This window comes from Promicromonospora sp. MEB111 (genome assembly GCF_030209445.1).
Lineage (GTDB): Bacteria > Actinomycetota > Actinomycetes > Actinomycetales > Cellulomonadaceae > Promicromonospora.
In genome coordinates, this window is sequence record NZ_JARVSD010000011.1 from 333,744 (window position 1) to 360,192 (window position 26,449).

General features: G+C 72.9%; 25 protein-coding genes. 11 read left to right on the forward strand and 14 right to left on the reverse strand.

Annotated features, from left to right (window positions below):
• Positions 1-109: 109 nt before the first annotated feature.
• The 5 genes from QRN56_RS14235 to QRN56_RS14255 form a co-directional block, all read right to left on the reverse strand.
• Positions 110-847: a DUF4191 domain-containing protein gene (locus tag QRN56_RS14235; RefSeq protein WP_285104282.1), complete on the reverse strand. Its 738-nt coding sequence runs from the start codon at positions 845-847 to the stop codon at positions 110-112.
• A 42-nt stretch (positions 848-889) separates the two neighbouring features.
• Positions 890-1,891, reverse strand: a complete 1,002-nt coding sequence (gene lipA, locus QRN56_RS14240; RefSeq protein ID WP_285104283.1) for a lipoyl synthase — start codon at positions 1,889-1,891, stop codon at positions 890-892.
• A gap of 91 nt (positions 1,892-1,982) precedes the next feature.
• Positions 1,983-2,675 carry a lipoyl(octanoyl) transferase LipB gene (gene lipB, locus QRN56_RS14245; RefSeq protein WP_285104284.1) on the reverse strand — a complete coding sequence of 231 codons (693 nt, stop codon included), beginning with the start codon at positions 2,673-2,675 and terminating at the stop codon, positions 1,983-1,985.
• A gap of 121 nt (positions 2,676-2,796) precedes the next feature.
• Positions 2,797-3,420 carry a putative endonuclease domain-containing protein gene (locus QRN56_RS14250; protein WP_285104286.1) on the reverse strand — a complete coding sequence of 208 codons (624 nt, stop codon included), beginning with the start codon at positions 3,418-3,420 and terminating at the stop codon, positions 2,797-2,799.
• Positions 3,421-4,026: 606 nt separating this feature from the next.
• Entirely contained in the window at positions 4,027-4,740 is a 714-nt protein-coding gene (locus tag QRN56_RS14255; RefSeq protein ID WP_285104288.1) for an HNH endonuclease family protein, read from the reverse strand.
• A 165-nt stretch (positions 4,741-4,905) separates the two neighbouring features.
• Here QRN56_RS14255 and QRN56_RS14260 point away from each other — a divergent pair, with 165 nt between their 5' ends.
• Together QRN56_RS14260 and QRN56_RS14265 are read left to right on the forward strand one after the other, a co-directional pair.
• On the forward strand, positions 4,906-5,994 hold the full coding sequence (locus tag QRN56_RS14260) for a Gfo/Idh/MocA family oxidoreductase (protein WP_285104289.1): 1,089 nt from the start codon (positions 4,906-4,908) through the stop codon (positions 5,992-5,994).
• Between the two features lie 98 nt (positions 5,995-6,092).
• Positions 6,093-7,556, forward strand: a complete 1,464-nt coding sequence (locus QRN56_RS14265; RefSeq protein ID WP_285104291.1) for a serine/threonine-protein kinase — start codon at positions 6,093-6,095, stop codon at positions 7,554-7,556.
• A gap of 60 nt (positions 7,557-7,616) precedes the next feature.
• On the opposite strand, the gene QRN56_RS14270 is transcribed toward QRN56_RS14265, so the two are convergent.
• The 3 genes from QRN56_RS14270 to lpdA form a co-directional block, all read right to left on the reverse strand.
• Positions 7,617-8,540, reverse strand: a complete 924-nt coding sequence (locus QRN56_RS14270) for a TIGR01777 family oxidoreductase (RefSeq protein ID WP_285104293.1) — start codon at positions 8,538-8,540, stop codon at positions 7,617-7,619.
• Positions 8,541-8,698: 158 nt separating this feature from the next.
• Complete coding sequence (sucB, locus tag QRN56_RS14275; protein WP_285104296.1) at positions 8,699-10,519, reverse strand: 2-oxoglutarate dehydrogenase, E2 component, dihydrolipoamide succinyltransferase; 1,821 nt, start codon at positions 10,517-10,519, stop codon at positions 8,699-8,701.
• A gap of 29 nt (positions 10,520-10,548) precedes the next feature.
• Entirely contained in the window at positions 10,549-11,967 is a 1,419-nt protein-coding gene (gene lpdA / locus QRN56_RS14280) for a dihydrolipoyl dehydrogenase (RefSeq protein ID WP_285104298.1), read from the reverse strand.
• 299 nt (positions 11,968-12,266) lie between these two features.
• On the opposite strand from lpdA, the gene QRN56_RS14285 reads away from it, so the two are divergent.
• Positions 12,267-12,617, forward strand: a complete 351-nt coding sequence (locus tag QRN56_RS14285; protein ID WP_285104300.1) for an oxidoreductase — start codon at positions 12,267-12,269, stop codon at positions 12,615-12,617.
• Here the strand turns inward: QRN56_RS14285 and QRN56_RS14290 are convergent, their stop codons facing one another.
• The gene (locus QRN56_RS14290) at positions 12,618-14,165 is read right to left on the reverse strand and encodes a leucyl aminopeptidase (RefSeq protein WP_285104302.1); all 1,548 of its coding nucleotides are present in this window, start codon (positions 14,163-14,165) and stop codon (positions 12,618-12,620) included. It abuts the gene before it with no gap.
• A gap of 167 nt (positions 14,166-14,332) precedes the next feature.
• Between QRN56_RS14290 and QRN56_RS14295 the strand changes: the two genes are divergently transcribed.
• Genes QRN56_RS14295 through QRN56_RS14310 form a run of 4 tightly spaced genes read left to right on the forward strand, consistent with a single transcriptional unit; the run spans position 14,333 to position 16,426 of the window.
• Entirely contained in the window at positions 14,333-14,692 is a 360-nt protein-coding gene (locus tag QRN56_RS14295; RefSeq protein WP_285104304.1) for a hypothetical protein, read from the forward strand.
• A gap of 5 nt (positions 14,693-14,697) precedes the next feature.
• The gene (locus QRN56_RS14300; protein ID WP_285104306.1) at positions 14,698-15,126 is read left to right on the forward strand and encodes a hypothetical protein; all 429 of its coding nucleotides are present in this window, start codon (positions 14,698-14,700) and stop codon (positions 15,124-15,126) included.
• Positions 15,123-16,220 (forward strand): quinone-dependent dihydroorotate dehydrogenase, encoded by a 1,098-nt coding sequence (locus QRN56_RS14305; protein ID WP_285104308.1) that lies wholly within the window; start codon positions 15,123-15,125, stop codon positions 16,218-16,220. Before QRN56_RS14300 ends, QRN56_RS14305 begins: the two co-directional genes overlap by 4 nt.
• The gene (locus QRN56_RS14310) at positions 16,217-16,426 is read left to right on the forward strand and encodes a hypothetical protein (RefSeq protein WP_285104310.1); all 210 of its coding nucleotides are present in this window, start codon (positions 16,217-16,219) and stop codon (positions 16,424-16,426) included. Before QRN56_RS14305 ends, QRN56_RS14310 begins: the two co-directional genes overlap by 4 nt.
• Before the next feature lie 43 nt (positions 16,427-16,469).
• On the opposite strand, the gene yczR is transcribed toward QRN56_RS14310, so the two are convergent.
• The gene (yczR, locus tag QRN56_RS14315; RefSeq protein WP_285104311.1) at positions 16,470-17,957 is read right to left on the reverse strand and encodes a MocR-like transcription factor YczR; all 1,488 of its coding nucleotides are present in this window, start codon (positions 17,955-17,957) and stop codon (positions 16,470-16,472) included.
• A gap of 62 nt (positions 17,958-18,019) precedes the next feature.
• Between yczR and yczE the strand changes: the two genes are divergently transcribed.
• The 3 genes from yczE (at position 18,020) to QRN56_RS14330 (ending at position 21,831) form a co-directional block, all read left to right on the forward strand.
• Positions 18,020-18,706, forward strand: coding sequence for a membrane protein YczE (gene yczE, locus QRN56_RS14320; RefSeq protein WP_285104313.1), 687 nt, complete (start codon positions 18,020-18,022; stop codon positions 18,704-18,706).
• Between the two features lie 106 nt (positions 18,707-18,812).
• On the forward strand, positions 18,813-20,717 hold the full coding sequence (locus tag QRN56_RS14325; protein ID WP_285104315.1) for a SigE family RNA polymerase sigma factor: 1,905 nt from the start codon (positions 18,813-18,815) through the stop codon (positions 20,715-20,717).
• 100 nt (positions 20,718-20,817) lie between these two features.
• A complete protein-coding gene (locus QRN56_RS14330; RefSeq protein WP_285104317.1) occupies positions 20,818-21,831 on the forward strand; it encodes an aldo/keto reductase family protein in 1,014 nt (337 codons plus the stop codon).
• Between the two features lie 99 nt (positions 21,832-21,930).
• Here the strand turns inward: QRN56_RS14330 and QRN56_RS14335 are convergent, their stop codons facing one another.
• Positions 21,931-22,551 (reverse strand): DUF3043 domain-containing protein, encoded by a 621-nt coding sequence (locus tag QRN56_RS14335; RefSeq protein WP_285104319.1) that lies wholly within the window; start codon positions 22,549-22,551, stop codon positions 21,931-21,933.
• 56 nt (positions 22,552-22,607) lie between these two features.
• Between QRN56_RS14335 and QRN56_RS14340 the strand changes: the two genes are divergently transcribed.
• The gene (locus tag QRN56_RS14340) at positions 22,608-23,987 is read left to right on the forward strand and encodes a dipeptidase (protein ID WP_285104321.1); all 1,380 of its coding nucleotides are present in this window, start codon (positions 22,608-22,610) and stop codon (positions 23,985-23,987) included.
• 22 nt (positions 23,988-24,009) lie between these two features.
• On the opposite strand, the gene QRN56_RS14345 is transcribed toward QRN56_RS14340, so the two are convergent.
• The 3 genes from QRN56_RS14345 to nadA are packed head-to-tail and all read right to left on the reverse strand — an operon-like array spanning position 24,010 to position 26,444.
• A complete protein-coding gene (locus QRN56_RS14345; RefSeq protein WP_502928800.1) occupies positions 24,010-24,555 on the reverse strand; it encodes an acyl-CoA thioesterase in 546 nt (181 codons plus the stop codon).
• Between the two features lie 31 nt (positions 24,556-24,586).
• Positions 24,587-25,216, reverse strand: a complete 630-nt coding sequence (locus QRN56_RS14350; protein ID WP_285104323.1) for a DJ-1/PfpI family protein — start codon at positions 25,214-25,216, stop codon at positions 24,587-24,589.
• Between the two features lie 13 nt (positions 25,217-25,229).
• The gene (nadA, locus tag QRN56_RS14355) at positions 25,230-26,444 is read right to left on the reverse strand and encodes a quinolinate synthase NadA (RefSeq protein WP_285104400.1); all 1,215 of its coding nucleotides are present in this window, start codon (positions 26,442-26,444) and stop codon (positions 25,230-25,232) included.
• Positions 26,445-26,449: the final 5 nt, after the last annotated feature.

Here is a 26,449-nt window from a genome sequence, read left to right on the forward strand (position 1 = left end):
GCCGGGTGCGCAAAAGGGGCGCCTTCCGTACGGGAGGCGCCCCTTTCGAGGTCAGGCCGCTCGGCTGCCCGACGGCGTCCGCGGCCGGCCGGTGCCGGCCGGGAGCCGGTCAGCGACCGCGCATGCCCTTGCGGTCGGGGCGGGCCCGGGTCGGGTCGATGCCCTTGGGGATCGGCAGCTTCATGCCGCCGATGGCCTTGAGGCGCTTGCTGATCTCGGCCACCTCGGCCCGGGTCAGCGTCGACTTGAGCCGGGTGACGGCTCGCGCGACCTTGGTCAGCGGCACCTGGCCCTCGCCGTCGCCGCACTGGATCACGGTGACCGGCACGTTGGACAGGATGCGGCTGACCTTCTTGCGCTCCTGGTCGAGCAGGCGCGTCACGCGGTGCGAGGGACCCTCGGAGACCAGCACCACGCCGGCTCGGCCCACACCCCGGAACACGAAGTCCTGGTTGCGGGCGTCGACGGCCACGGGCTCGTCCTCGAACGTCCAGCCGCCGCGCACGGTGCCGAGCGCGGCGCGCGCCGCACCCGGCTGACCGGCGATCTGCGTGTAGGCGGCCTTCTCTGCGCTGCGCGACAGCACGAACATCGCCGCCAGCACGCCGAACGGCACGCCGATGACGAGCGCGTAGACCCACGGGCCCGCGAGCACGCCGATGAGCAGCGCCACCGCCACCACACCGATGAACGCGGCGAGCATCCACCAGGTGACGAGCGGGTTCTGCTTGCGGGTCATCTGGTAGACGTCCCACAGCTGGTGATACCAGCGGCGCTTCTTGGGCTTCTTCTGCTTGGTGACGGACGCGTCGTCGCGCGCTTCGCCTCCGGACGAGGTTCGGGCCATGGTCATCGATTCTAGTGCGCTGCGAGGGTTCGGCGTGCCGGGTCAGCGCGCCAGCAGGCTCGCCGCCTCCTGACGGGACGTGGTGGGCTGTGCGAGGTGCGAGAGCGCCTCGGGGATCGCGCGGCCGTGCTTGGTCATCGCCTGGCCCCACAGCCGGCCCGCGCGGTAGGACGAGCGCACCAGCGGCCCGGCCATGACGCCGAGGAAGCCGATCTCCTCTGCTGCCTCGGACAGCTCCACGAACTCCTCCGGCCGCACCCAGCGGTCCACCGGGTGGTGGCGCAGCGACGGGCGCAGGTACTGGGTGATCGTGATGATGTCGCAGCCGGCGTCGTGCAGGTCCTGCAGCGCCTGCTTGACCTCGTCGACGGTCTCGCCCATGCCGAGGATCAGGTTGGACTTGGTGACCAGGCCGGCGTCGCGGGCCCGGGTGATGACCGAGAGCGACCGCTCGTAGGTGAAGGCCGGGCGGATCTGCTTGAAGATCCGCGGCACGGTCTCCACGTTGTGCGCGAGCACCTCGGGGCGGGACTCGTTGACGGCGTCGAGCAGCTCGGGGATGGCGTTGAAGTCCGGGATGAGGAGCTCCACGCCGGTACCGGGGTTGAGTGCGTGGATCTGGCGGACGGTCTCCGCGTAGAGCCAGGCGCCGCCGTCGGCCAGGTCGTCGCGGGCGACGCCCGTGACGGTCGAGTACTTCAGGCCCATGGTCCGCACGGACTCCGCCACGCGGCGCGGCTCGTCCTTGTCGAAGTCGGCGGGCTTGCCCGTGTCGATCTGGCAGAAGTCGCAGCGGCGCGTGCACTGGTCACCGCCGATGAGGAAGGTGGCCTCGCGGTCCTCCCAGCACTCGAAGATGTTGGGACAGCCGGCCTCCTCGCAGACCGTGTGCAGGCCCTCGCCCTTCACGAGCGATTTCATGTCGCGGTACTCGGGTCCCATCACCGCCCGGGTCTTGATCCACTCGGGCTTCTTCTCGATGGGCGTGGCCGAGTTGCGCGCTTCGATGCGCAACATGCGTCGGCCTTCAGGTGCGATGGTCACGCAGATCCCTCCCAGGTCAGCGGGTTGGCCCAGCCTAAGCCTCGGGAGACCGCCGTCGCGCGGCCGTCCCCGGGGCGGCACGTGGCGTTCGTCACGCTGACGCGGCGACGGCCTCGGCCGGCGCGGAGTCCCGTGCGAGCAGCGGCGAGAGGCGCTCGATCAGGGCCGCCTCCAGGAGGGGCCGGACCTCGTCGACCGTCACCCGCCGGCCGGCCTCGGCGGTCAGCGAGGTGACGTCGGCGTCCTCCGCCGGGATGCCGCACGGCACGATGTGGTCGAACGCGGCCAGGTCGGCGTCGCAGTTCAGGGCCAGGCCGTGCATGGTCACACCCTTGGCGACCCGGGCCCCGATGGCGCACACCTTGCGTTCGAGCCGGGGGTTCGGCACGTCGGGGGAGTCGGCGGCGACCCAGACGCCGGAGCGGCCCTCGACCCGCATGGTCTCCACGCCGAACGCGGCGCACACGTCCATCACCGCCTGCTCCAGCGTGCGGACGTACTCGACGACGTCGAACGGCTTGGCCAGCTTGATGATCGGGTAGGCCACGATCTGGCCCGGCCCGTGCCACGTGATCTTGCCGCCGCGGTCGACCTTGACGACCTCGGTGCCGTCGGTCGGGTACTCGTCGCGGTGCGTGCGCGCGCCCGCCGTGTAGACGGACTCGTGCTCCAGGAAGAAGACGGTGTCGGCCAGGTCCTCCGCGCGGACGCCCTCGTGGGTGCGTCGCTGCAGGTCCCAGCCCTCGTGGTACTCGACGTGCCCGGTGAGGTGTCGGATGTCCATGCGCGCAAGCCTAGACCCGCGCCGCCGGGCCGCCGCCGAGAGCGTGTTGATCAGGGTTCAGCAGGAGATCGACGGCCGTCAGGGGCCCGGTCGCGGTCGCCTTCGGCCTGCTGAACCGCACTCAGTCCAGGTGGACCGGAGACAGTCGGGGCGCGGGTTCTGGGGAGTGGCCGCCCAGGTGCTTGAGACGGGCAGCGACGACCGCCCCGATGCCTCCCGGGAGGTCGTTGTCGGCCGGCTTGAAGCGCAGCAGCACGATCTTCCCGGTCGCGAGCAGCCGGTTCTGCCGGGGTGCGTCCTTGACCAGGGCCTCCGGTGTGGAGTGCGGTCCGACGCCGTCGACCTCGACCACGAGCCATCGCCCGTCACGCAGCCGCCAGCCGAGGTCGCAGCGGCCGAGGAACTTCCCGTTCTCTCGGAACTCAACCTGGACGCGGTCCGGGGGTACGCCGTGGTCGATGCAGGAGAGGCGGGTACGTGTCTCCGCGGGGGACTCGTCCCCGCCGTCCGCGAGGCCGAGCCGACGTACGGCTTCCACGGATCCCCGGCGCCCGCGCAGCAGCCGTTCGACGTCGGCGCGCCCGGTCGTGCCGAGCAGGCCCTTGTTCAGGGCACTGCTGACCACGGCGACCGCGTCGTCCCGCGAGAGACCGGGCAGGGCCTGGGCCAGCGCGCACTCGACCTTCGCGATGCGCCAGGAGCCGTGGACCTGGGACCCGAAGTTCCCGTACTGGCGCACGAGCACGCCGTCCCGCCCCTGATGGCGAGTGCCCCGGGGGGAACGAGACCTCGGGGTCGATGCGCCGGGGCAGGCCGGCGACGCCGTGCAGGGCGAGTGCGGCGCACCCGACGGCAGCCGTTCCCGGCCAGACGAGCAGACCCTTCACCGCGGACCGGCGTCGGAGATGGTCGAAGTAGTCGTCCCTTACCCGCGTGGCCGGCGGAGCGGGGTCGGTGTCGACGACGCGGCCACCCTCCCTGCGCCAGACACTGCGGTCGACGAGCCGTCCGATGCGCCGCCGGTCGACGCCTGCGGCGTAGCACTGCCGCACGGAGACGAGGCCTTCCTGTCTGGCGGCGAGGTCGTGCAGCATCTGGGGGACCGCGGTGAGCGAACGCATGCGGGGATCAGATCACCGCGGAACCCGCCGTCGACGGCGCGCGGGCCGAGCCTGTGCACAACCTCGCCGAACCCGGACCTGTGGTCGCGCTACGCCTCTGCTGCCACCTCAACCAGGGTCTGCCGGGCCAATGGTGCTGAGTGGCGTTCAGCAGGCCGGGGACGACTGCGTGCGGTCCGGTGATGGTCGCCGACTGCCTGCTGATCCACCGTCAGAAAGGATCCGCCCCGTCAGGAGGCCGGGAGCGTCTCCGCCGGGCAGCTCGTCAGGACGTCCTCCATGGCGTCGTGCTCGGCCGGCGTGACCCACAGCTCGTACTTGGCCTTGACGGCGATCTGCCGCGCCACGTACTCGCAGCGGTAGGCCTGGTTCTCCGGCAGCCACTCCGAGGCGTCCTTGGCACCCTTGCCCATGTTGGCGGGGCCGTCCGAGGCGACGAGGTTGAGGGGGTCGTTCGCGATGGCGACGCGCTTGTCCTTGTCCCAGTCGGCCGCGCCGGTGGTCCACGCGTTCATCAGGGCGACGACATGGTCGATCTGCACGGCGCCGGAGTTCTCGCCCCGCTCGAACTCGATGGTCTCGCCCGTGTACGGGTCGTCGAGCGTGCCGGAGGCCACCTGGCACGAGTCGCCGTCGGTGAGCACGAAGTCGTCGAGGTCGCGCTGGAGCATGTCGTTGCGGGTGTCGCAGCCGTTGTCGTCGGCGTCCTGCCAGGCGCTGCCGAAGTCGGACTCGCGGTCGTAGCCGTCCTCGGTGGCGGCGTCCTGGACGGTCAGCGTGTCCAGCGCCGCGAGGGCCGAACCCTCCGCGCCCTCGGCGGGGGCGACGTCGTCACCCAGGGACTTGACGACGAAGTTGCCGGCGAGCACCAGCGCCGCGACGGCGATGAGCACGAGCTGCAGGGTCTTACGGGTCTGGCTGGACTTCTTGGCTGTGGCGGACACGAGCCCCTCAATCTGTCGGCCGTTGGTCCGACCAAAGATGGCCGGACAAAGTCTAAGAACGTGCGAAACGCACCTCTTGCCCCAGTCTGCCAGAGTTGTGTTACGGGAATTAAGCGGCTGACCAGTAATCTCGCGTCGCTGCGTCCCGCGGGGCACGATGGGGCCATGGCACTTCGGATCGGGATTGTCGGCTACGGCGGCGCGGGCAGGCAAATTCACGCTCGGCTGGCGCGAGCTGCGGGTATGTCGGTAACGGCGGTCGTCGCGCGCGACTCGGGACGGCGCGTCCAGGCGGCCGGTGACTGGCCCGGCGCGCGGCTCTTCAACGACCTGCCCTCGATGCTGGCGGAGCCCGGTCTCTACGACCTGGTCGTCATCGCCAGCCCCTCCTCCCTGCACGCCGAGCACGCGAACGCCGTCTCCGTGGCGGGCAAGCCCTTCGTGCTGGACAAGCCGATCGCGACCACGGCGGCGGAGGCCCGCCGGGTGGTGGCCGCGGCGTCGTCGTCGGGCACGCCGTTCACCGTGTTCCACAACCGGCGCTGGGACCCGGAGCAGCTCACGCTGAAGGCCCTTCTGGACCGGGGCGACCTCGGCAAGGTGCACACCTTCGAGCGGCACTGGGAGCGCTGGCGGCCCAAGCCCCAGCAGCGGTGGAAGGAGAACGACGTCGTGGGCGGCGGGCTCCTGCTCGACCTCGGCCCGCACCTCGTGGACTCGGCCACCCAGCTGTTCGGGCCGGTGGTCTCCGTGTACGCCGAGACCCGCTCGCTCTCGACGCCCACCGAGGACGACGTGTTCCTCGTGCTGCACCACGCCGCGCCGGGCACCAGGCCCGGTGCGGTCCCGGGGCGCGCCGCGGCCGCCGACGTCCTGTTCGGCGTCGAGCCGCCCGCCAAGGGCGTGGTCTCCCGGCTGTGGGCCGGTTCCCTGGTCGGCGCCCCCGGACCGCGCACCCGTGTGCTCGGCGACGGGGGCGCGTACCTGGTGAACTCGTTCGAGGGCGACGCGTCGCCCTTCGACGTGCTCGACGACGACCAGCCCGAGGGCACCCACGGCTGGCTCACCCGCGGCCGCGAGCGGACCGCCGTGCCGCAGCCCCGCGGCGGCCACGGCGACTTCTACTCCGCCGTGGCCGAGTGGCTCGCCGGCGAGGCCGACGTGCCCGTCGATCCCGCCGACGCCGTCCGGACCGCGGAGGTCCTGGACGCGGCCCGGGTCTCGGCCAAGGAGGGGCGGCTCGTCGACGTGTGATTCCCTGCGTGTACCCAGGAGTTCACCCACAGGGCGTCGAATTCGGCAAATCCTGTGGATAAAGAGCGGGCTCCGATTCACGGAGTTCTCATGATCGGGTGCACTACATCGAATCCGCGGAACTGGTCCGCGTAGCCGTCCCCACCGAGGCCGCGGCACGGGAGCTTCTGGTGCGCCGCCTGGACACCCTCGCGACACTGGACCACCCCCATCTCGTGCCGCTCATCGCCATCTCGCCGAACGGCCCGGACAACCTCGACGTCCGGCTGTCGCGGACGGGCGCGGTCGACCTGCCGACCGCCGTCGGCTCGCGCGGTCCCCTGACCGCCGCCGAGGGCGCCGGGATCACCGTCGCCATCGCGCAGGCGCTCGCCGCGCTGCACAGCGTGGGCCTGGTCCACGGCGGCGTGCGGCCCACGGACGTGCTGCTGCGCAGCGACGGGAGCGCCGTGCTGCGCCCGCGCGTCACGCTGCCCGAGCACAGCGACGACCCGGTCGACGTCACCTCGCTGGCCACACTGGTCGAGTCGGTGCTGGGCTTCCCCGGGCCGAGCCTGGACTCCAAGGCCGACCAGGCGCTGCGGGCCGTCCTGGCCCGCGCCCGGGCGGAGGACCCGCGCGACCGGCCCGAGCCGGGCACGCTCGCGGCGCTCGCGAACGACGCCGTGACGCCGCAGCCGGTGCGCCTCCCGGACGCCTCCGCCCTCGTCTCGGCCGCCATCAGCGGTCCCGTGCCCATCGCCGGTCACGTGCCGCTCGGCGCGCACACGCCGTCGGCCTGGCGCTCCGCGGCCAAGACGCTGACAGGCTCCATCGCGGCGGTCGACGCACGCTCCTGGGCGACCAGCGCGCGGCGCCGGGCGACGATGCCCGTCACGGGCCGGGCCGCCGGCGCACGACCGGGCGCGCGGGCCGCCGAGCCGCGCGTCACCGCGGGCTCCGTGCTCGCGACGGTCATGATCGCCGCCGGCGTGGTCACGGGGATCACGGCGGGGGTCACCGCCCTGCCCGAGGCGTTCGGCGGCGAGGAGCCCGCCGTCGCGGCGCCCTCACCCGAGGCCTCCACCCCCGTCTGGGGCGGCATCAACCCGGTGAGCAACGCCAAGGACCCGGCAGGCGCCGCGGTCGAGCTCACCGAGCGTCGCCTCGCGCTGCTGGCGGGCGCCGTCTCCGACATCAGCACGGTCAACCTGGAGGGCTCGCCGGCCTACCTTGCCGACCAGCAGATCCTCGACGAGCTCAAGCAGAACCGGTCCCAGGTGGTCGGCGCGTCCGCCGAGGTGGAGTCCATCGAGGTCGTGACCCAGGGCCCTGGTGCCGCGTCGGCCGTGCAGAGCGCGACCACGGCGTCGCGCAAGACGGTGCAGACGTCGGACGACGCCGCCGAGCAGACGTCCGCCAAGAAGGTGCCGATCGAGGCGATCGTGCGGATCCAGTACACGATCACCGCGCACCGGCAGGTGTCCGCCGACGGCGAGACGGCGGTGCCGGCATCGAAGGAGTCCGCCGACCTGACCCTGGTCTGGACGCCGGCCGGTTGGCGGGTCAGCGAGGTCCGCTGACCCGGTGCTGCCAGGCGGGCCGGTCCGGTCCGCCGGGCCCGCCGGGCGCGCCGGGCCGGCTCAGCGTCCGACGACCCAGCGCGCCGCCTCCTCGGGGGCGGTGTGCGTCCAGGTGAACCCGGTGCGGTTGAGCACCGCGGGGACGACCCGCTGGGAGGCCACGAGGTCGCCGGCGAACTCTCCGAGCGCGATCCGCAGGGCGAACCGGGGCACCGTCAGGGCAGCGGGCCGGTGGAGGGCCTGGGCGAGTGCCCGGGTCAGGTCCCGGTTGGTGGTGGGCTCGGGCGCCACGGCGTTGACGGGGCCGCGCACGTCCGCGCCGATGACGTGGCGGATCGCCGCGACCTCGTCGGTGAGCGTGATCCAGCTCCACCACTGCCGGCCATTGCCGAGCGGCCCGCCCACACCGAGGCGCAGGAGCGGCAGCAGCCTGCCGAGCGCCCCGCCCGACGGCGCGAGCACGATGCCGCTGCGCAGCCAGACGACGCGGGCCCCGGCGGCGGTGGCGGGCGCCGTGGCGTTCTCCCAGGCCTTGACCAGGCCCGCGAGGAAGTCGTCCCCACGTTCCGACGCCTCGGTCAGGACCTCGTCCCCGCGGTCCCCGTACGCCCCGATCGCCGACGCGTTGACCAGCACCGGCGGGCCGTCCAGGCGCGCGATCGTGCGGGCGAGCAGGCTCGTCGTCGTGGTGCGCGAGCCCAGGAGCTTCTGCTTGTAGGCCGGGGTCCAGCGGTGGTCACCGATCCCCGCCCCGGCCAGGTTCACGACGGCGTCCGCGCCCTCCAGCGCGGCCTGGTCCAGCTCGCCGGTGCGCGGGTCCCACGGCACGTGCCGGACGCCGCGCGGGCCCGCGGCGGCCTCGGCGGAACCGGACGACTCGCTCCCGCGCCGCACCAGGCGGCGCACGCCGTGCCCTCGGGCGACGAGGTCCGCGACCAGCGCGGAGCCGATGAGGCCGTGCGACCCGGCCACGACTACGTCCATGCCGCGAATCTAGCCTGCCCGACGGCGGGGCACCGACGGCATGGCACCGACAGCGGACAGACGGCTGTGGCCGGTCCCGAACCCGGAACCGGCCACCACCCGCTGCTGCGGGGTCGGCGTCAGGTGCGTGAGCTACCCGGCCGACCCGTGGGACGTCGTCAGAGACCGACCTCGGCCTCGAACGCGCCCTCCTCGATCCGGTTCTTGATCGCGGTGAGGAAGCGCGCGGCGTCCGCACCGTCGACCAGGCGGTGGTCGTAGGACAGGAAGATGTACGCCATCGAGCGCACCGCGATGCTCTCGTTGCCCTCCGCGTCGGTCACCACGACCGGGCGCTTGGTGATGGTGCCCGTACCCAGGATGGCCGCGTGGCCCAGCGGCACGATCGGCGTGTCGATGAGGGAGCCGCCGGAGCCGGTGTTCGTGATGTTGAACGTCCCGCCCGAGAGCTCGTCCGGCGTCACCTTGTTGGCGCGGGTGCGCGCACCCAGGTCCTGGATCTGCCGGGCGATGCCCGCCAGGTTCAGGTCGCCCGCGTTCTTGATGACCGGGACCACGAGGCCACGCTCGGTGTCGACGGCGATGCCGACGTTCTCCGAGCCGTGGTAGGTGATCTCGCCCTTCTCGGTGTCGATCGTGGCGTTGATCTTCGGGTACGCCTTGAGCGCCTCGACGGCGGCCAGCGTGAAGAACGGCAGGAAGGTCAGCTTCGCGCCCTCGCGCGCGGCGAACGACTCCTTGGCCTTCCCCCGGAGCTTCGCGACGCGGGTGACGTCGACCTCCAGGACCGTGGTCAGCTGGGCCTGCGACTGGACGGCCTCGAGCATGCGCTCGGCGACGATCTTGCGCAGGCGCGACATCTTCTCCGTGGTGCCGCGCAGCGGCGACACCTCGAGCTTGGTCGCGGCGGGCGCCTTCGCAGCAGGTGCGGCAGCGGCGGCGGGTGCCGGGGCGGCCTTGGCCTCGGCGGCGGCGAGCACGTCCTCCTTGCGGATGCGGCCACCGACACCGGTGCCCTTCACCTCCGCGACGTCGACGCCCTTCTCCGCGGCGAGCTTGCGCACGAGCGGGGTCAGGTACGAGCCGATGGTGCGACCGCCCGCGGCGGCGGGAGCAGCGGCGGCGGGCGCCGGAGCAGCAGGCGCCGGAGCGGCCGCGGCCGGTGCCGGCGCGGCAGGCGCGGGGGCAGGTGCCGGAGCCGGAGCAGCGGGCGCCGGGGCAGCGGGTGCTGGGGCAGCGGGTGCCGGAGCAGCCGGAGCGGCGGCCGGTGCAGCAGCGGCGGGGGCCGGAGCCGGAGCAGCAGGCGCCGGAGCAGCAGCCGGAGCGGCGGCGCCGGAACCGACGCGGGCCAGGATGGCGCCGACCTCGACGGTCTCGTCCTCCTTGACCAGGATCTCCTGGAGCGTCCCCGCGACGGGCGACGGGATCTCGGTGTCGACCTTGTCGGTCGAGACCTCGAGCAGGGGCTCGTCGACGGCGACGTCGTCACCGACCTCCTTGAGCCAGCGCGTCACGGTGCCCTCGGTGACCGACTCGCCCAGCGCGGGCAGCGGCACGTCGGTGCCGGCACCGGCCGGAGCCGGCGCGGGCGCCTCGGCCGGAGCCTCGGCAGGGGCGGGCGACTCCGCCGCGGGTGCCTCGGCGGGAGCGGCCTCGGCCGGCTCGGGCGTCGCCTCCGGGGCGGGGGCCTCGGCAGCGGCGGGCTCGGCGGCAGGCGCTGCCGGGGCGGCACCGGATCCGGAGCCGTCGCCGATGACGGCGAGGGTGGCGCCGACCTCCACGGTGTCGTCCTCCTGGACGAGGATCTGCTCGAGCACGCCGGCGATCGGCGACGGGATCTCGGTGTCGACCTTGTCGGTCGACACCTCGAGCAGCGGCTCGTCGACGGCGACCTCGTCGCCGACAGCCTTGAGCCAGCGGGTGACAGTGCCCTCGGTGACGGATTCGCCGAGGGCCGGCAGCTGCACGTTCTCAGACATGACCTGTGGGGTCTCCTTTGTCGTTATGGTCAGTTGTGGGCGTGCAGAGGCTTGCCGGCCAGTGCCATGTGTGCCTCTCCGAGTGCCTCGTTCTGGGTGGGATGTGCGTGGACGAGCGAGGCGACGTCCTCAGGGAACGCCTCCCAGCCCACGATGAGCTGGCCCTCGCCGATCAGCTCGCCCACGCGCGAGCCGATCAGGTGCATACCGACCACGGGTCCGTCCTTGCGGCGCACGAGCTTCGCGAAGCCCTGGGTACCCAGGATCTTGCTCTTGCCGTTGCCCGCCAGGTTGTACTCGATGGTCTCCACCCCGTCCGGGCCGTACAGCTCGGCGGCCCGTGCCTCTGTGACGCCGACCGACGCCACCTCCGGCTCGCAGTAGGTGACGCGCGGGATCGTCGCCTCGTCGATCGGTGCGGGCGACAGGCCCGCGATCTGCTCGGCCACGAAGATGCCCTGCGCGAACCCGCGGTGGGCCAGCTGCAGGCCGGGCACGATGTCACCGACGGCCCAGACCTGCCCGCCGGCCGGCGTCGGGACGCCGGTGCGGAGCAGCTCGTCGGTCAGCACGAACCCGCGGTCGACGCGCACACCGGCGGCCTCGTAGCCGAGGTCGGCGGTCCGCGCTCCGCGCCCGACGGCGACGAGCAGAAGCTCGGCGTCGAACGTGGTGCCCGACTCCAGCTCGACCTGGACGCCGTCGTCGGACTGCTTGGCCTGGGCGAAGCGCTCGCCCAGGGAGAACTTGATGCCACGCTTGCGGAACGCGCGCTCCAGCGCCTTCGAGAGGGCGACGTCCTCGTTGGGGACGAGGTGGGGCAGCGCCTCGACGATCTGCACGTCGGCGCCGAAGGACTTCCAGACGCTGGCGAACTCCACGCCGATCACGCCGCCGCCGAGCACCACGACCGACTTGGGCACGGTGTCCAGCGTGAGCGCCTGGTCGGAGGTGAGGATGCGGCCGCCGAGCTCCAGGCCGGGCAGCGTCTTCGCGTACGAGCCGGTCGCGAGCACCACGTGGGTGCCGGTCCAGCTGGTCTTCGCGCCGTCCGCGGCGGTGACCTCGACGACGCCGGGGGAGGCGAGCGTGCCGTGCCCCTCGACGACGGTGATCTTCCGCGAGGCGATCAGCCCCTGCAGGCCCTTGTAGAGGCCGGCGACCACGGAGTCCTTGTAGGCGAGCACGCCGGGCATGTCGATGCCGTCCAGCGAGGTGCGCACACCGAACTGCGCGCCGTGCGTGGCGGCGTCGGCCACCTCGGCGGCGTGGAGCAGCGCCTTGGTGGGGACGCAGCCCACGTGCAGGCACGTTCCGCCGAGCTTGCCCTCCTCCACGAGGGCCACGCTCAGGCCCAGCTGTGCGGAGCGGAGCGCGGTGGCGTAGCCGCCGCTTCCCCCGCCGAGCACGACGACGTCGAACGTGGTCGGACTGTCATGCGTAGGCACGTGCTGGCTCCTCGTTGACTCTGCGGCGGTGACCGCTCGGCTTCGTCGGCTGCGTGGGTTGTCGCCGCATGCCATCTTGACACTTCAGCGGGCGTGGCCCCAATCGTGTACGCGGCTTGTCGGGTGTGACCGTGGCGACATTGACGCTCCGGCGGCCCTGTGACAGGACGGCGTGCCCGGTCCGTGCCCGCTCCGTGCCCGGTCCGTGCTGGGACGGTCGGCGGCGAGAAGGTGCGAGTTTCCTGCGATGTGCGTGGAGATGCCTAGGACAGCGCCGGTCTCGCTAGTACCCTCGGTGCATGCCCCGCCAGTCCCGTAGCTCGCTCGCGCGCTTCTTCCAGCGACGCTCCGCACCCGGTAGCGGATCCCGCCCTACCGGCAACGACGCGCGCCGCCAGACCCTGGCGCACCTCGGTGAGTTCATCGGTTCGCGCGTCGGGGTCGAGGCCTACGTGGAGCCCCCGACCACCGACATCCCCAGCACCATCCTGCTCGTGGCGAGCACCGGTGAGTGGACGCGCCGCCGGGTGCCCGACGAGCGCACCGCGTTCGACATCGCGAACCAGCTCGGGGTGCCGGTGTACAACGTACGGTTCACCGGCTACCCCCAGCGGATGCGCGACTGGAACAGCGCCCAGCGCAAGAAGTAGCTACTTCGCGGCGGCCCGGCCCTCGACGAAGCCCAGGAGGGTGCGGACGCCGACGCCGGTGCCGCCCCCGGACGTGTAGCCGTGCGCGCCGCCCTCGTTGAAGGCGGGGCCGGCGATGTCCAGGTGCGCCCACGGGTGGTCGCCCACGAAGGTCTGCAGGAACAGGCCGGCGTTGAGCATGCCGCCCCAGCGCGGGCCGGAGTTGGCGACGTCGGCCACCTTGGACTTGATGTTGGCCTTGAGCTCCTCCGGGAGCGGCATGGGCCAGAAGAGCTCGCCCGACGCGTCGGCGGCGGCCTTGACCTCGTCGCGCACCTCGTCGGTGCCCATGACGGCGGACGTGCGGTTGCCGAGCGCGACCATCTGGGCGCCCGTGAGGGTGGCGATGTCGAGCACCACGTCGTGGCCGTCCTCGACGGCGGACACGAGGCCGTCGGCCATGACGATGCGGCCCTCGGCGTCGGTGTTGAGCACCTCGACGGTCTTGCCGCCGTAGATCGTGATGACGTCGGCGGGACGCTGCGCGTTGCCGCCCGGCATGTTCTCGGCGAGGCAGAGGTAGCCGGTGACGGCGACCGGGAGGTTCAGCTTGGCGGCGGCGATCACCGTGGACAGCACGGCGGCGGCGCCGGCCATGTCGGACTTCATGGCCTCCATGCCGGCGGCCGGCTTGATCGAGATGCCGCCCGAGTCGAACGTGATGCCCTTGCCGACGAGCGCGACCTTCGCGTCCGGCTTGGCGGGCGCGTAGGCGACCTTGACCAGGCGCGGGCCGCGCGACGAGCCCTGCCCGACGGCCGTGAGGCCGCCGTAGCCGCCCGACGCGAGCTGCTTGTCGTCCAGCACCGTCACCTTGACGTGCTTCACGTCCTTGGCCGCGGCCTTCGCGGCGTCGGCGAACGTGGCCGGGTACAGCTCGTTGGGGGCGGTGTTGACCAGGTCGCGCGTGGCGTGGACCGCCGCGGCGAGGATCTCGGCGCGCTCGGCGGCCAGCTTGGCCTTCGCGTTCTTGTGCAGCGGGGTGAGGATCTCGATCGCGGCGACCGGGTCCTTGCCGTTCTTCGCGGCGTCCTTGCCGTTGCTCTTCGCGTCCTTCGTACCGTTCGCGGCGTCCTTGCCGGCGGTGCGGTACCGGTTGAAGGTGTAGGCGCCCAGCAGCGCGCCCTCCGTGACGGCGGTGATCTCCGCGTCGTCGGACGCGGGCAGGGCGATCGCGGCGGACTTGAGGCCCACCAGCTCGCGGGTCGCCGCGCCTGCCGCGCGGCGCAGCGTCTCGGCGGCGAACGTGCCGTCCTCGGCGCGCTCACCCAGGCCCGTCAGGACGAGGACGTCGGCGGCGAGCTTGTCGCCGGCCGGGATCTTGCGTACCTCGTCGCGCGCGCCGGTGACGCCGAGCTGCGGGGCGAGCGTCTCGAGCTGCGTCAGGAGGTCCGTGGGGAGCTGGTCGGACACGACGGCTACGCCGTCCGACGTCTGGGCGGTCGCCACCACGAGCGCTTCGGCCTTCACGGCGGTGGGATTCTTGCTGGAGAGGGTCACGTCGGTCACGCAGCCGATGGTATCCCGGGCCTCCGACAGCCGGACCTCGGGCCGGGACGGGGCCCGTGCACTGCCCCGCACGCCGCCCGTACACGCCCTCGCCCGGCCTCATGGAGGCGCAGGTCACGCACGATCCGATTGCCGCCCCACCGGGACCGCCCGGTAGTCTGCAGGACGTGATCCCTGCCCTCCTGCTCCTCGTGGTCGCGCTCTGCGTGGTCCTGGCCGGGTGGGCCGGGTGGTTCGTCGCCCGCGACCGCGCGGTCATCCTGAACCAGCTCTGGGGCGGCGCCGTCATCGAGTTCTTCCTGCTCGTGCAGGGCGTCGTCGCGATCGTCCAGGGTGCGGGCGGCGGCGGTGCGAGCGACCCGGTGCTGTTCTGGGGGTACTTCGCCACGACACTGGTGATCCTGCCGGTCGCCGCCGCGTGGGCCTTCGCGGAGCGCACGAAGTGGAGCTCGGTGGTGCTGCTCGTCGCGTCCCTGACGGTGGCCTTCCTCGAGTGGCGCATGTGGCAGATCTGGACGGGGGCCTGATGGCGATGACGGAACGGACAGCCGGACGACGGACCGGGCGGGGCTTCGGCCGCGTCCTGGTGACCATCTACGGGATCCTGGCGTTCGCCGCCCTCGGCCGCTCGTCCTACGAGCTCGTCGTGAAGTTCGGCGAGGCGCCCGTGGCGTACACGCTCTCCACGCTCGCGGCCGCGGTCTACGTGGTCGCGACCTTCGCTCTCGCGATCGGCACGCCCGCCTGGCGCGTGACGGCGTGGATCACCGTCGGGATCGAGGCGGTCGGCGTGGTCACGATCGGGGCGCTGTCGCTCGCCGACCCGGACGTGTTCGGCGAGTCGACCGTCTGGTCCGGATTCGGCCAGGGCTACGGTTACGTGCCCCTGGTCCTGCCCTTCGTGGGGCTGTGGTGGCTGTGGCGGACGTCGCGCAGCACGTCCGAGGAGAGGACTGCATGAGCTGGCCGTACTCGCTGTTGTTCAACGGTGTCTTCCGCCGGATGGACCCGGAACGTGCCCACGAGATCGCGTTCTCGCTGATCGAGCGCGCCGGGAAGGTGCCGGTCCTGCGGGACGTCGCGCAGGGCGCGCTCGCCCCGTACCTGGGCCAGCGCGCCGGGGGCCCGGGCAGCGTGCGCCTCTTCGGCCGCGTGGTGCCCGCGCCGTTCGGCCTGGCGGGCGGGTTCGACAAGAACGCGCGCGCCGTCCGGGGCCTGACGATGCTCGGCTTCGGGTTCGTCGAGATCGGCACCGTCACCGCGCGCCCGCAGCCCGGCAACGACAAGCCGCGCATGTGGCGCGAGCTCGACGTGCGGGGCGTGCGCAACCGGATGGGCTTCAACAACGAGGGCGCGGCCGCGGCCGCGGACCGGCTGCGCGCGCTGCGCCGCACCGCCGCGGGCCGGGCGATCGTGGTCGGCGCCAACATCGGCAAGTCCAAGGTGACGCCGCCCGAGTTCGCCGCCGCCGACTACGCGACGTCGGCCCGGCTGCTGGCTCCCTGGGCGGACTACCTCGTGGTCAACGTGTCGTCGCCGAACACCCCCGGCCTGCGTGACCTGCAGGCGACCGAGTCGCTGCGGCCCATCCTGGAGGCGGTCCGCGCCGCCGCCGACGAGGCCACCACCGGGACGGCCGCGGGCAAGGGCACGGGCCGCAGGATCCCGCTCCTGGTGAAGATCGCCCCCGACCTCGCGAACGAGGACGTCGACGCCGTTGCCGACCTCGTGCTGGAGCTGGGGCTCGACGGCGTGGTCGCGGTCAACACGACCATCGGGCACGACCGCGGCCCGGGCGGGCTGTCCGGCCCGCCGCTGCTCGGCCGGGGCATCGAGGTGGTCGCGCGCCTGCGCGAGCGGCTCGGCACGGGCCCCGTCATCATCGGCGTGGGCGGCATCACCCGGGCCGACGACGTCCGCGCGTACCTGCGCGCCGGCGCCGACCTGACCCAGGGGTACACGTCGTTCGTCTACGAGGGGCCGCTGTGGGCGTCGGAGATCAACCGCGCCCTGACCCGGTCGGCCGGCTCGACGGCTAGTGGGAGGTACGAGTGATCCGTCCGCAGTGGGAGTGGGCCCTGGACGACGCCGAGGGGCGTCGCCTGAGCGACCCCGTCACGCCCGTCTTCACCGCGCAGTACGACGCCGAGCAGTGGCTCGGTGAGCACTGGCGCGAGCTGGCCACGGCCGGCGCCGTGCTGGCGAGCCTGCTGCACGACGGCACGCAGGCCGCGCCGGGTGTGGAGCTGCGGATCCCCTGAGGCCCCGCGGCCTCGGGTCAGCGCCTCGGCATAGCGCCTCGGCTTAGCGCCTCGCCCTGCCGGACGGCACCACCCGGCTCCAGGCCCGGGCGAGCCGCGGCACGGCGTCGGCCAGCTCGGCCGGTGACCGCGTGAAGGTGAGCCGCACGCGGGACGCGGAGCCGGTGCTCTCGGGGCTGAAGATCGGCCCGGCCGCCACGAGCGCGCCCTCCGCGGCCGCCGCGGCGGCGAACGCCTGGGCGACCGGCCGGCCCAGGTCGACCCAGCAGAACAGCCCGCCCTGCGGCGTCGGCACGTCCCAGGAGGGGAACGCCTCCCGGAGCCGGTGGACGAGGAGGTCCCTCCGCTCGCGCAGCATCCGGCGCCGGCCGGCCATGACCTCCTCGTGGCGCCCGAGCAGCTCCACCACGGCGAGCTGCTCGAGCACGGCCGTCGCGATGTCCGCCGACTGCCGCGCCCGCGCGAGGTGGGCGATCACCTGCGGGTGCGCCCTGACCCAGCCGACGCGCAGCCCGCCCCAGAACGCCTTCGAGGCCGACCCCACCGTCACCACGTGCGGTGACGTCCCGTCCCCGGCGAACGCGGGCGGCAGCTCGACGTCCGACAGGTTGAGCTCGACGAGCGTCTCGTCGCCCACGACCGTGACGCCGTACCGGTCGGCGATCTCCCGGACCGCCGCACGCTCGCCGGCGGACATCACGAACGCCGTCGGGTTCTGGAAGTCCGGCACGAGGTACACCAGCCGCGGCTGGGCGCGCCGCACCGTGGAGGCGAGCAGGTCGACGTCGAGCGGACCCGTGGGCACGCCGACCACCCGGCCCCCGGCGTCGCGCATCGACTCCATGGCATGGAAGTAGGTGGGCGACTCCACGACCGCCCGATCGCCCGGGTGCAGGTGGGTGTGCGCCAGCAGCGCGATCGCCTGCTGGGCGCCGGTGGTCACCAGGATCTCGTCGGCCGTGGTCGGCACGCCGCGCTCGCGATAGCGCGCGGCGACGGCCTCGCGCAGCGGCGTGAGGCCGTGCGGCTCGTAGCCGCCCGAGTCGAGGTAGGCGGGCAGGCGCTCCAGGGCCCGCGCGAAGGCCTCGTGCAGCTCTGGTGGCGCGGGCGGGGTGGCCTGCCACAGGTCCAGGTGCCCGACGCCGGACGGCAGGCCCGCGGGCGTCACGGCCCGCAGGGCGTCGTCGGCCACCGGGGCGTCGCCCCCGGCCGGCCGGCCGGGGGCGGGATCGGCGCTGCGCTGCGGCAGCGTGGCGACCGTGCCCGACCCGACGCGGCTGACCGCGAAGCCCAGCTCGCGCAGCCGCGCGTATGCGCCCGACGTCGTGGTGCGCGACACCTTGAGCGTCGCCGCGAGCTCACGTTCGCTGGGCAGGCGGGTGTTCGGGGCGAGCGTGCCGGACAGGACGGCGGCGCGCAGGGCGTCGGCGAGGGCCACGTAGGCGGGCCCGCCCGCGTGCCACGAGCCGAGCAGGCGGGCGGTCGTGGCGGGGGAGAGCTGACGCAGCACGGTCGGGGTCGCGGCGGACATAGGGGCCACTCTTGCGCGATTGGCCCTGGATGACAAGGCCAATGGCCCCGCACCATGGGGACATGACGACGACCACCGGCCGCCCGGCCGAGCCTGCCCCTGCGACCGACACCGCGATCGCCGCTGCCGCGCCCGGCGCCCCGGTCCTGATGCACCCGGTGCGCCGCGGCGTCCAGCTCCTGCTCGGGCTCGTGGGCTTCGGCGTCGCCACGGCGCTGATGCTCCACTCGGGCCAGGGCGCGATGCCGTGGGCCGTCCTGGACCAGGGCATCGTGGACCGGACCGGGCTGGCGTACGGCTGGGTCGTGCTCGGCGTCGGGCTGCTGGTGATGCTCGCGTGGATCCCGCTGCGCCAGAAGCCGGGGATCGGCACGATCGCCAACATCATCGTGATCAGCCTCGTCATCGACCCCTCGCTGTGGGTGCTCGAACGGCTGCTGCCCGAGCCGGCGCTCGCCACCGGGATCGTGCTGGCGCTGGGCGGGACGGTGCTGCTCGGGGTGAGCACGGCGGCCTACGTCGGGGCGCGGCTCGGGCCGGGGCCGCGGGACGGGCTGATGACCGGGATCGTGCAGCGCACAGGCTGGCCCGTCTGGCTGGTGAAGACCGTCATCGAGGTCACGGTGGTCGTGGTGGGGGTGCTGCTGGGCGGGACGTTCGGGTGGGCGACCGTGGTCTTCGCCTTCGGCGTGGGCCCGGTGGTCCAGGTCGCCGCGCGGTGGCTCGCGCCGCGCGGCCTCGTGGGGTGAGCCTCATGGGGTGAGTGTCATGGGGTGAGTCTCGTGGGGTGGTCGCGCGGCCCGCCCTCGCCGTCGGCCGGTAAACCTGCGAGCCTCGGTGACCGTGGTGGGGGACATGAGCACCGACACCGAAGAGGCCGGGCACGCCGAGACCGGGCAGACCGAGACCGGGCGCGCCACGGTCCGCGTGGCCCGGGCGCGCGACGACGACTTCGTCGCGTTCGTCGAGACGGCCGGACCCTACCTGTACCGCACCGCGTACCTCCTGGCCGGCGACAGCCACCGGGCCGAGGACCTGGTGCAGACCGCGTTCGAGCGCACCTACCGCGTCTGGGACCGGGTACGGGACCGCGAGCCGCGCGCCTATGCCCGGCGGGTCCTGGTCAACCTGCGCATCGACACGTGGCGGCACACCCGGCGCGAGGTCGTGCCGGGCGACGACCGCCTCCCGGTGGGGACCACCCCGGACCGGGCCGGCGAGGTGGAGCTCCGCGACGCGCTCGTCCGCGCCCTCGCGCGGCTCGCGCCGCAGCAGCGGCGCGTCGTGGTGCTCCGGCACCTGCTGGACCTCTCGGAGGCGGACGTCGCGGCGGAGCTCGGCCGGAGCGTCGGCACGGTCAAGGCGACCAACGCCCGCGCGCTGGAGCGGCTGCGCGGCTTCGTCACCGAGGCGGACCTGGAGGCGGTCGACGCGCCCGCCCTGGACGCCGCCGCGGTGCTGCGGGGCAGCAAGGCGTCGCTGCGCCGTCGTCGGGCCGCGCAGGGCGCGACGTCGGGCGTCGCCGCGCTCCTGCTCGTGTGGTTCCTGGCGGGGCCGGTGCGCGTGCCGGGCCTGGGGGAGGTCGCCCTGCCGGGCAGCGAGTGGTTCCGGGAGGTGACCGGCATCGAGCGGCTGCTCGAACGGCGTGACGACGCGGCACCCGGGCCAGGCCTGACCGCCGCGCCTGTCGGTTCCGCCGAGGTGGAGCCGCTGCGCGAGACCTTCGCCGTGTCGGGCGACGGGACCGCCACGGCGACGCTCGCCGAGGACGGCTCGTACTTCATGGTGAAGTCGTTCGCGGAGTCCGGGAACCCTGACCTGGCCGGGAGTGCCGGTTCGTCCGTGATCGAGATCGTGGAGATCCAGGAGGACGGGATTCCGCATGCCGGCGAGTACGAGAGTTCGAGCGCGCTCGGCGGCCTGAGCACCGTGGTCCTCTCAGCGGTGCGCCAGGACAGCTGGCTGGCCTGGGTCGACTCGCCCGTCACCGAGGGCGACCCGGGCGTGTGGGCGATCCGCGTGCGTGGACCGGAATCGGTTCGGTTCACCGTGGCGGAGCACCGCGCCTCGGATCACGCGGCGGACGGCGCGGTCCTCGGTGACCCGTCGCTCGGGCTCACCGCCGGACGGGTCGCCTGGCTGACCGAGGCGCCCGGACCGGACGGCGAGCTCGTGCGCACCGTCTCGGCGACGGCGGTGGACGGCACCGGCCCCGAGCAGGTCGTCGCGACGGGCGTCCGGACGTTCGCGACCCACGACGACGAGCTGGTGGTCACTACGGTGGAGCGGGTCGCCGACGGGACGATGCGGTACGCCATCACCTCCCACCGGGACGACGGGCGCACGGAGACACTTCGGCCCGCCGCCCCGGCGAGGCCCGGCACCGGTGCCTACTGGGGGCGCGAGCTCGCGGTGTCCGACCGGCTCGTGGCCTGGAACGACGGCGTGATGGTCCACGTCCTGGACCGTGAGACGGGCCGGGAGCGGGTCTTCGGACCGGAGACCGCCGGGGAGGTCGTGACCTCGCTGGACGTGTCGGCGGGCGACGTGGTGTGGAGCACGGCGGGGAACAAGGGCGACACCGTTTACCTGGTCGCCGACGCGGTCGGCGACGGGCAGCCCCAGGTGGTGGACCACTTCGGGGTGGTCCCGAACGATCGCGCGGTCTCGGCAGCGGTCGCGGGCGACCTCGTCGCCTGGCACGTGGAGAGCCCGGGCGACGGAACGGCGTCGCTGTACCGGGCCAGGTTCGAGCCCTGAGCGCCGGGACCGGGCCCCGATCGGCATCCTGGGTGCACGTGGTCGTTCCGGTGCGTGAAAGTGGGTCAAAGCGATTCGACCGTTGTCATAGGGTGATGCCATGGTCAACTACCGGTACCTCGGCAACAGTGGTCTCAAGATCTCGGAGATCACCTACGGCAACTGGCTCACCCACGGCTCGCAGGTCGAGAACGACGTCGCCACGGCGTGCGTCCGCGCCGCCCTCGACGCCGGCATCACCACCTTCGACACCGCGGACGTCTACGCCAACACGGTCGCGGAGCAGGTGCTCGGCGACGCGCTGAAGGGCGAGCGCCGCGAGTCCCTGGAGATCTTCACCAAGGTGTACTGGCCCACCGGCCCCAAGGGCCCCAACGACACGGGCCTGTCGCGCAAGCACATCCTGGAGTCGATCAACGGCTCCCTGACGCGGCTCGGCACCGACTACGTCGACCTGTACCAGGCGCACCGCTACGACGTGGAGACGCCGCTGGAGGAGACGATGCAGGCGTTCGCCGACGTCGTCCGCCAGGGCAAGGCCCTCTACATCGGCGTCTCCGAGTGGACCGCCGACCAGATCCGCGCCGGCGCCGCGCTCGCCAAGGAGCTCGGCTTCCAGCTCATCTCGTCGCAGCCGCAGTACTCGATGCTGTGGCGCGTCATCGAGGACGAGGTCGTGCCCGCCTCGAAGGAGGTCGGCGTCTCGCAGATCGTGTGGTCGCCCATGGCGCAGGGCGTGCTCTCCGGCAAGTACCTGCCGGGCCAGGCCGCGCCGGCCGGCTCGCGGGCCACGGACCAGAAGGGCGGCGCGCAGACGATCAGCCGCTTCATGAGCGACGAGACCCTGACCGCCGTGCAGAACCTCAAGCCGGTGGCCGACGAGCTGGGCCTGTCCATGGCGCAGCTCGCCGTGGCCTGGGTGCTGCAGAACGACAACGTGGCCGCCGCGCTCGTGGGCGCGTCCCGCCCCGAGCAGGTCGCGGAGAACGTCAAGGCGTCGGGCGTGACCATCCCGGACGAGCTGCTCAAGCAGATCGACGAGGCCCTCGACGGCGTCGTCGAGCGCGACCCGGCCAAGACCCTCGAGGGCATGCCGAAGAAGCGCCTCGCCTGACCTCCCCGGGTCCGCCCGGATAGACCTGTGGCGAGACGGAACCAGCCGGTTCCGTCTCGCCACAGGTCTCTCAGCGGTTCTGCCGCAGCGGCCGCAGGATCACTCCGGGTAGTTGCCGCGCTTCTTGCTCATCGGCTTGGGCAGCCGCGAGCGGCGCAGCTGGTAGGCGCGGGTGACCGTGTACATCACGAGGCCGCGCGGGACCTCACCGAACTTGGCCGTCAGGCGCTTCTTCAGCGAACGCCACAGCAGCCACACGTCGATGATCGTCAGGAACAGGAACCCGTACAGGCCGAGCATCACGAAGATGCTGAGCTGCGGGTACTGCGTCGTGAAGAACGTCGCGAACAGGAAGATGAACGCGACCGGCAGGAAGAACTCGCCCAGGTTCCAGCGCGCGTCGACGAAGTCGCGCACGTACCGGCGCACCGGGCCCTTGTCCTTGGCCGGCATGTACCGCTCGTCGCCGGTCTGCATCGCCTGGTAGGAGCGCTCCCGGTCGATGCGCGACTTCTCGCGCTGGGTCTTGCGCGCCGCCCGGCGGTCGTCCGGGACCAGGGGACGCTTGTTCGCGGCCTGCGCGACGTTGCGCTTGGGCGTCGGCCGGCCCTTGCCGGCGGCGGCACCCGACGTCGTGTCGGACGTCGGCGTCACCTCGTCCGGGGAGTCGCCCACGGGGGTCACGCCGTCTGGAGTCGAAGTCTTGCTGCGGGAGAACACCCTCCCAGCCTAATCGCTCCCGGCGGCGGCCGGTTCCGAGCCGTTAACGTGGGGCTGTGACCATCGATACCACCGCGGCCCTCCGGGCCCGCGTCACCGAGCTGTTCCCCGCTCTGCAGGCCGACCTCGAGGCGCTCGTCCGCATCCCGAGCGTCTCGGCCGCCGCGTTCGACCAGGCGCACGTGGCCGCCAGCGCCGCCGCCACGGCGCAGCTCCTGCGCGACGCGGGTCTGCCGGACGTCCAGATCCTGTCCGCCCCGCGCCCCGACGGCACGCCCGGCGCGCCCGCCGTCGTCGCGCGCCGCCCCGCGCCCGAGGGCGCGCCGACCGTGCTGCTGTACGCACACCACGACGTGCAGCCGCCGGGCGACCCCGCGACCTGGGACACCGAGCCGTTCGAGCCCACGCAGGTGGGGGAGCGGCTCTACGGCCGTGGCGCGGCCGACGACAAGGCGGGCATCGTGGCCCACCTGGGCGCCCTGCGCACCCTCGGCCTGCCGGACGGTGCCGACCTGCCCGTGGGCGTCACCGTGTTCCTCGAGGGCGAGGAGGAGTCGGGGTCGCCGTCGTTCCGCGCCTTCCTGGAGCAGTACCGCGACCTGCTCGCGGCCGACGTCATCGTCGTGGCCGACTCCACGAACTGGAAGGTGGGCGTCCCCGCCCTCACGACGTCGCTGCGCGGCCTCGTCGACGGCGAGATCGAGCTGCGGGTCCTGGACCACGCGGTGCACTCCGGCATGTTCGGCGGCGCGGTGCTGGACGCCGTCACCCTGATGTCGCGCCTCGTGGCGACGTTCCACGACGAGGCCGGCGACGTCGCGGTCGAGGGTCTGGTCACCGCGCCCGAGCCCGAGGTCGACTACTCCGAGGCCGAGTTCCGTGCCGACTCCTCGCTGCTCGACGGCGCGGAGCTCGCCGGCACCGGCACGCTGTCGGGGCGCCTGTGGTCCAAGCCCGCGCTGTCCGTCATCGGCATGGACGTCACCTCGGTGGCCGAGGCGTCCAACACGATCGCGCCGCGCTGCACCGCGAAGATCTCGCTGCGGCTCGCGCCGGGCCAGGACCCGGCCGCGGCCGACGCCGCCCTCGCCGCCCACGTCGCGAAGCACGCGCCGTTCGGCGCACAGGTCACGTGGCGCTCGGGCGAGCAGGGCAAGCCGTTCCTCGCCCCGGGCGACACGGCGGCGATGCGGGCGGCCCGTGCCGCCTTCACCGAGGCGTGGGGCACCCCGCCGGTCGACGTCGGCGTGGGCGGGTCCATCCCGTTCATCGCGGACCTGCTCGAGATCTTCCCGGACGCCGCGATCCTCGTGACGGGCGTCGAGGACCCGGACTCGCGGGCGCACGGCGCGAACGAGTCGGTGCACCTCGGGGAGCTGCAGAACGTCGTCCTGGCCGAGGCGCTGCTGCTGACGAAGATCGGCGAAGGGCTCTAGCCCGTCCCTCCAGCCCGTCCCTCTAGTTCTTCGCGGAGGGCTCGCGCGGTGCGACATCCATCGCGCGGGCCCAGGCCGCGACGTCCTCGGGAAGGGCGGGGGAGGGCAGGTCCTGCCCCGTGGCGTCCCGGACGACGTCGAGCGCCGAGATCCGGTTGCCCCTGCGGTCCAGGAACCGGCTCGCGACGATCCCGCGGGCGTACAGCGTGTCGCCCCGCGTGAAGACCTGCTCCAGGTAGAAGACGCGCTCGTCCCAGCCCAGGATCCGGGTCGTGATCTCGAACCGGTCGAACGGCTGCAGGGAGCGCCGGTACTTCATGGTCGAGGCCGCGACCACGGGGGCCCAGCCCTTCTCCTTGGCGACCGGGAACATGCCGAGGTCGGCGATCTGGTTGTTCCGGGCGACGTCCATCATCTGCAGGTACGTGCCGTTGTTGACGTGCAGGTAGGAGTCGAGGTCCAGGGGGCCGACGCGCATCCGGGTGACCGAGGGGTCGAGCAGGGTCTGTCCGGGGCGGGCCTTGCGCGGGAAGAGTCCGGTCCAGGTGAGCTGGAGCATGCGAGCCATGCGCCCGAGGTTATACCGGAAACTGGCAGTATCAGATACCCGGTCCGGTCCCTGGTCCGGGCGCGCCGAGCGCCGTCGGCGGGTGCTGGATCGCGTTGCGCACCAGCCGGGCCGCGGCCGGGGTCTCCAGGCGTTCGACCAGGTGGAGCGCCATGTCGATGCCCGCCGAGACGCCGGCGGACGTGATCACGTCGCCGTCGTCCACGTACCGCGCCTCGGTGTCCACCAGCACGCTCGGGTCCAGCTCGGTGAGCTCGTCGTAGTGCTCGTGGTGCGTGGTGGCGGGTCGCCCCGCGAGCAGCCCGGCGGCGGCCAGGGGCAGGGCACCCGTGCAGACGCTCGCCATGATCGGGGTCTGCTTGCGGATCTGGCGCAGCCACTCCAGGTGCCCCGGCTCGGCCAGCAGCGGCCGCGTGCCCATGCCGCCCGGGTAGACCAGCACGTGCAGCGGGCCCACGTCGTCCGCGCCGTGCGCGGGCAGGATCCGCAGCCCCTTGGCGAGCCGCACGCCGGAGCCGTCCCAGGAGAACGTGCTCACGGTGGGCCGCAGCTGCGAGTGCGAGCCCCACTCCGCGAAGACCTCGAAGGGTCCGACGACGTCGAGCTCCTCCGCCCCGTCGAAGACGAAGATCCCGATGCGCAGCCCGCCGTTGCCGCTCACACGCTCAGCCCGGTCAGATTCCGGGAAGGGCCAGCATCTGGTCGAGGGCCACGCGCGCCCAGTGGGCATCGTCGGCGTCCACGACGATCCGGTTCACCATGCGCCCCTCCACGAGCGACTCCATGGCCCACACCAGGTGGGGCAGGTCGATGCGGTTCATCGTGGAGCAGAAGCACACCGTCGAGTCGAGGTAGTGCACCTGCTTGTCCGGGTGCGCGCGGGCGACCCGGCGGACGAGGTTGAGCTCCGTGCCGATGGCCCACGAGGAGCCGGGCTCGGCGGCGTCGAGCTGCTTGATGATGTACTCCGTCGAGCCGACGTAGTCGGCGGCGGTGACGACCTCGTGCTTGCACTCGGGGTGCACCATCACGTTGATGCCGGGCACCGCCGCGCGGATGTCGGTGACGTTCTGCTCCGAGAAGCGGCCGTGGACCGAGCAGTGCCCGCGCCACAGGATCATCCGGGCGTCGCGCAGCTCCTGGTCGGTCAGCCCGCCGTTCGGCTTGCGCGGGTCGAAGACCACGCAGTCGTCCAGCGACATCGCCAGCTCCAGCACGGCGGTGTTGCGGCCCAGGTGCTGGTCGGGGAGGAACAGGACCTTGCCGGTGCCGTCGATGCCGCCCACCTGGTCGAACGCCCAGCGCAGCGCGACCTCCGCGTTGGAGGAGGTGCAGACGGTGCCACCGTGGCGCCCGGTGAACGCCTTGATGGCGGCCGACGAGTTCATGTAGGTGACGGGGATCGTGGAGTCGGCGATGCCGACGTCCTGCAGCACGGCCCAGGCCTCCTCGACCTGGCCGATCGCGGCCATGTCGGCCATGGAGCAGCCGGCCGCGAGGTCCGGCAGCACGACCTGCTGCGCGTCGGACGTGAGGATGTCCGCGCTCTCGGCCATGAAGTGCACCCCGCAGAACAGGATGAACTCGGCCTCGGGGCGGGCGGCTGCCTCGCGCGCGAGCTTGAAGGAGTCGCCGGTCACGTCGGCGAAGTCGATGACCTCGTCGCGCTGGTAGTGGTGGCCCAGGACGAACGCGCGGCTGCCGAGGGCGGCCCGTGCGGCGCGGGCCCGGTCCACCAGGTCCGGGTCGCTCGGTGCGGGAAGCTCGCCCGTACACTCCACGCCGCGCTCGGAGGCCAGGTCACGACCCTGGCCGAGCAACAGCAACGGGGAGGAGGCGGGCTCGGAGAAGCCGGAGTATTCAGCCAGCAGGGTGCTCACGGTCACCATCATGA

What these genes read in the sequence shown, in the direction of transcription:
- QRN56_RS14235 (WP_285104282.1), bottom strand. Translation starts at nt 847, where the DNA reads ATGGCCCGAACCTCGTCCGGAGGCGAAGCGCGCGACGACGCGTCCGTC.
- lipB (WP_285104284.1), bottom strand. Translation starts at nt 2,675, where the DNA reads ATGGACATCCGACACCTCACCGGGCACGTCGAGTACCACGAGGGCTGG.
- QRN56_RS14260 (WP_285104289.1), top strand. Translation starts at nt 4,906, where the DNA reads ATGGCACTTCGGATCGGGATTGTCGGCTACGGCGGCGCGGGCAGGCAA.
- QRN56_RS14270 (WP_285104293.1), bottom strand. Translation starts at nt 8,540, where the DNA reads ATGGACGTAGTCGTGGCCGGGTCGCACGGCCTCATCGGCTCCGCGCTG.
- sucB (WP_285104296.1), bottom strand. Translation starts at nt 10,519, where the DNA reads ATGTCTGAGAACGTGCAGCTGCCGGCCCTCGGCGAATCCGTCACCGAG.
- QRN56_RS14285 (WP_285104300.1), top strand. Translation starts at nt 12,267, where the DNA reads ATGCCCCGCCAGTCCCGTAGCTCGCTCGCGCGCTTCTTCCAGCGACGC.
- QRN56_RS14300 (WP_285104306.1), top strand. Translation starts at nt 14,698, where the DNA reads ATGACGGAACGGACAGCCGGACGACGGACCGGGCGGGGCTTCGGCCGC.
- QRN56_RS14305 (WP_285104308.1), top strand. Translation starts at nt 15,123, where the DNA reads ATGAGCTGGCCGTACTCGCTGTTGTTCAACGGTGTCTTCCGCCGGATG.
- yczR (WP_285104311.1), bottom strand. Translation starts at nt 17,957, where the DNA reads ATGTCCGCCGCGACCCCGACCGTGCTGCGTCAGCTCTCCCCCGCCACG.
- yczE (WP_285104313.1), top strand. Translation starts at nt 18,020, where the DNA reads ATGACGACGACCACCGGCCGCCCGGCCGAGCCTGCCCCTGCGACCGAC.
- QRN56_RS14325 (WP_285104315.1), top strand. Translation starts at nt 18,813, where the DNA reads ATGAGCACCGACACCGAAGAGGCCGGGCACGCCGAGACCGGGCAGACC.
- QRN56_RS14330 (WP_285104317.1), top strand. Translation starts at nt 20,818, where the DNA reads ATGGTCAACTACCGGTACCTCGGCAACAGTGGTCTCAAGATCTCGGAG.
- QRN56_RS14345 (WP_502928800.1), bottom strand. Translation starts at nt 24,555, where the DNA reads ATGGCTCGCATGCTCCAGCTCACCTGGACCGGACTCTTCCCGCGCAAG.
- nadA (WP_285104400.1), bottom strand. Translation starts at nt 26,444, where the DNA reads ATGGTGACCGTGAGCACCCTGCTGGCTGAATACTCCGGCTTCTCCGAG.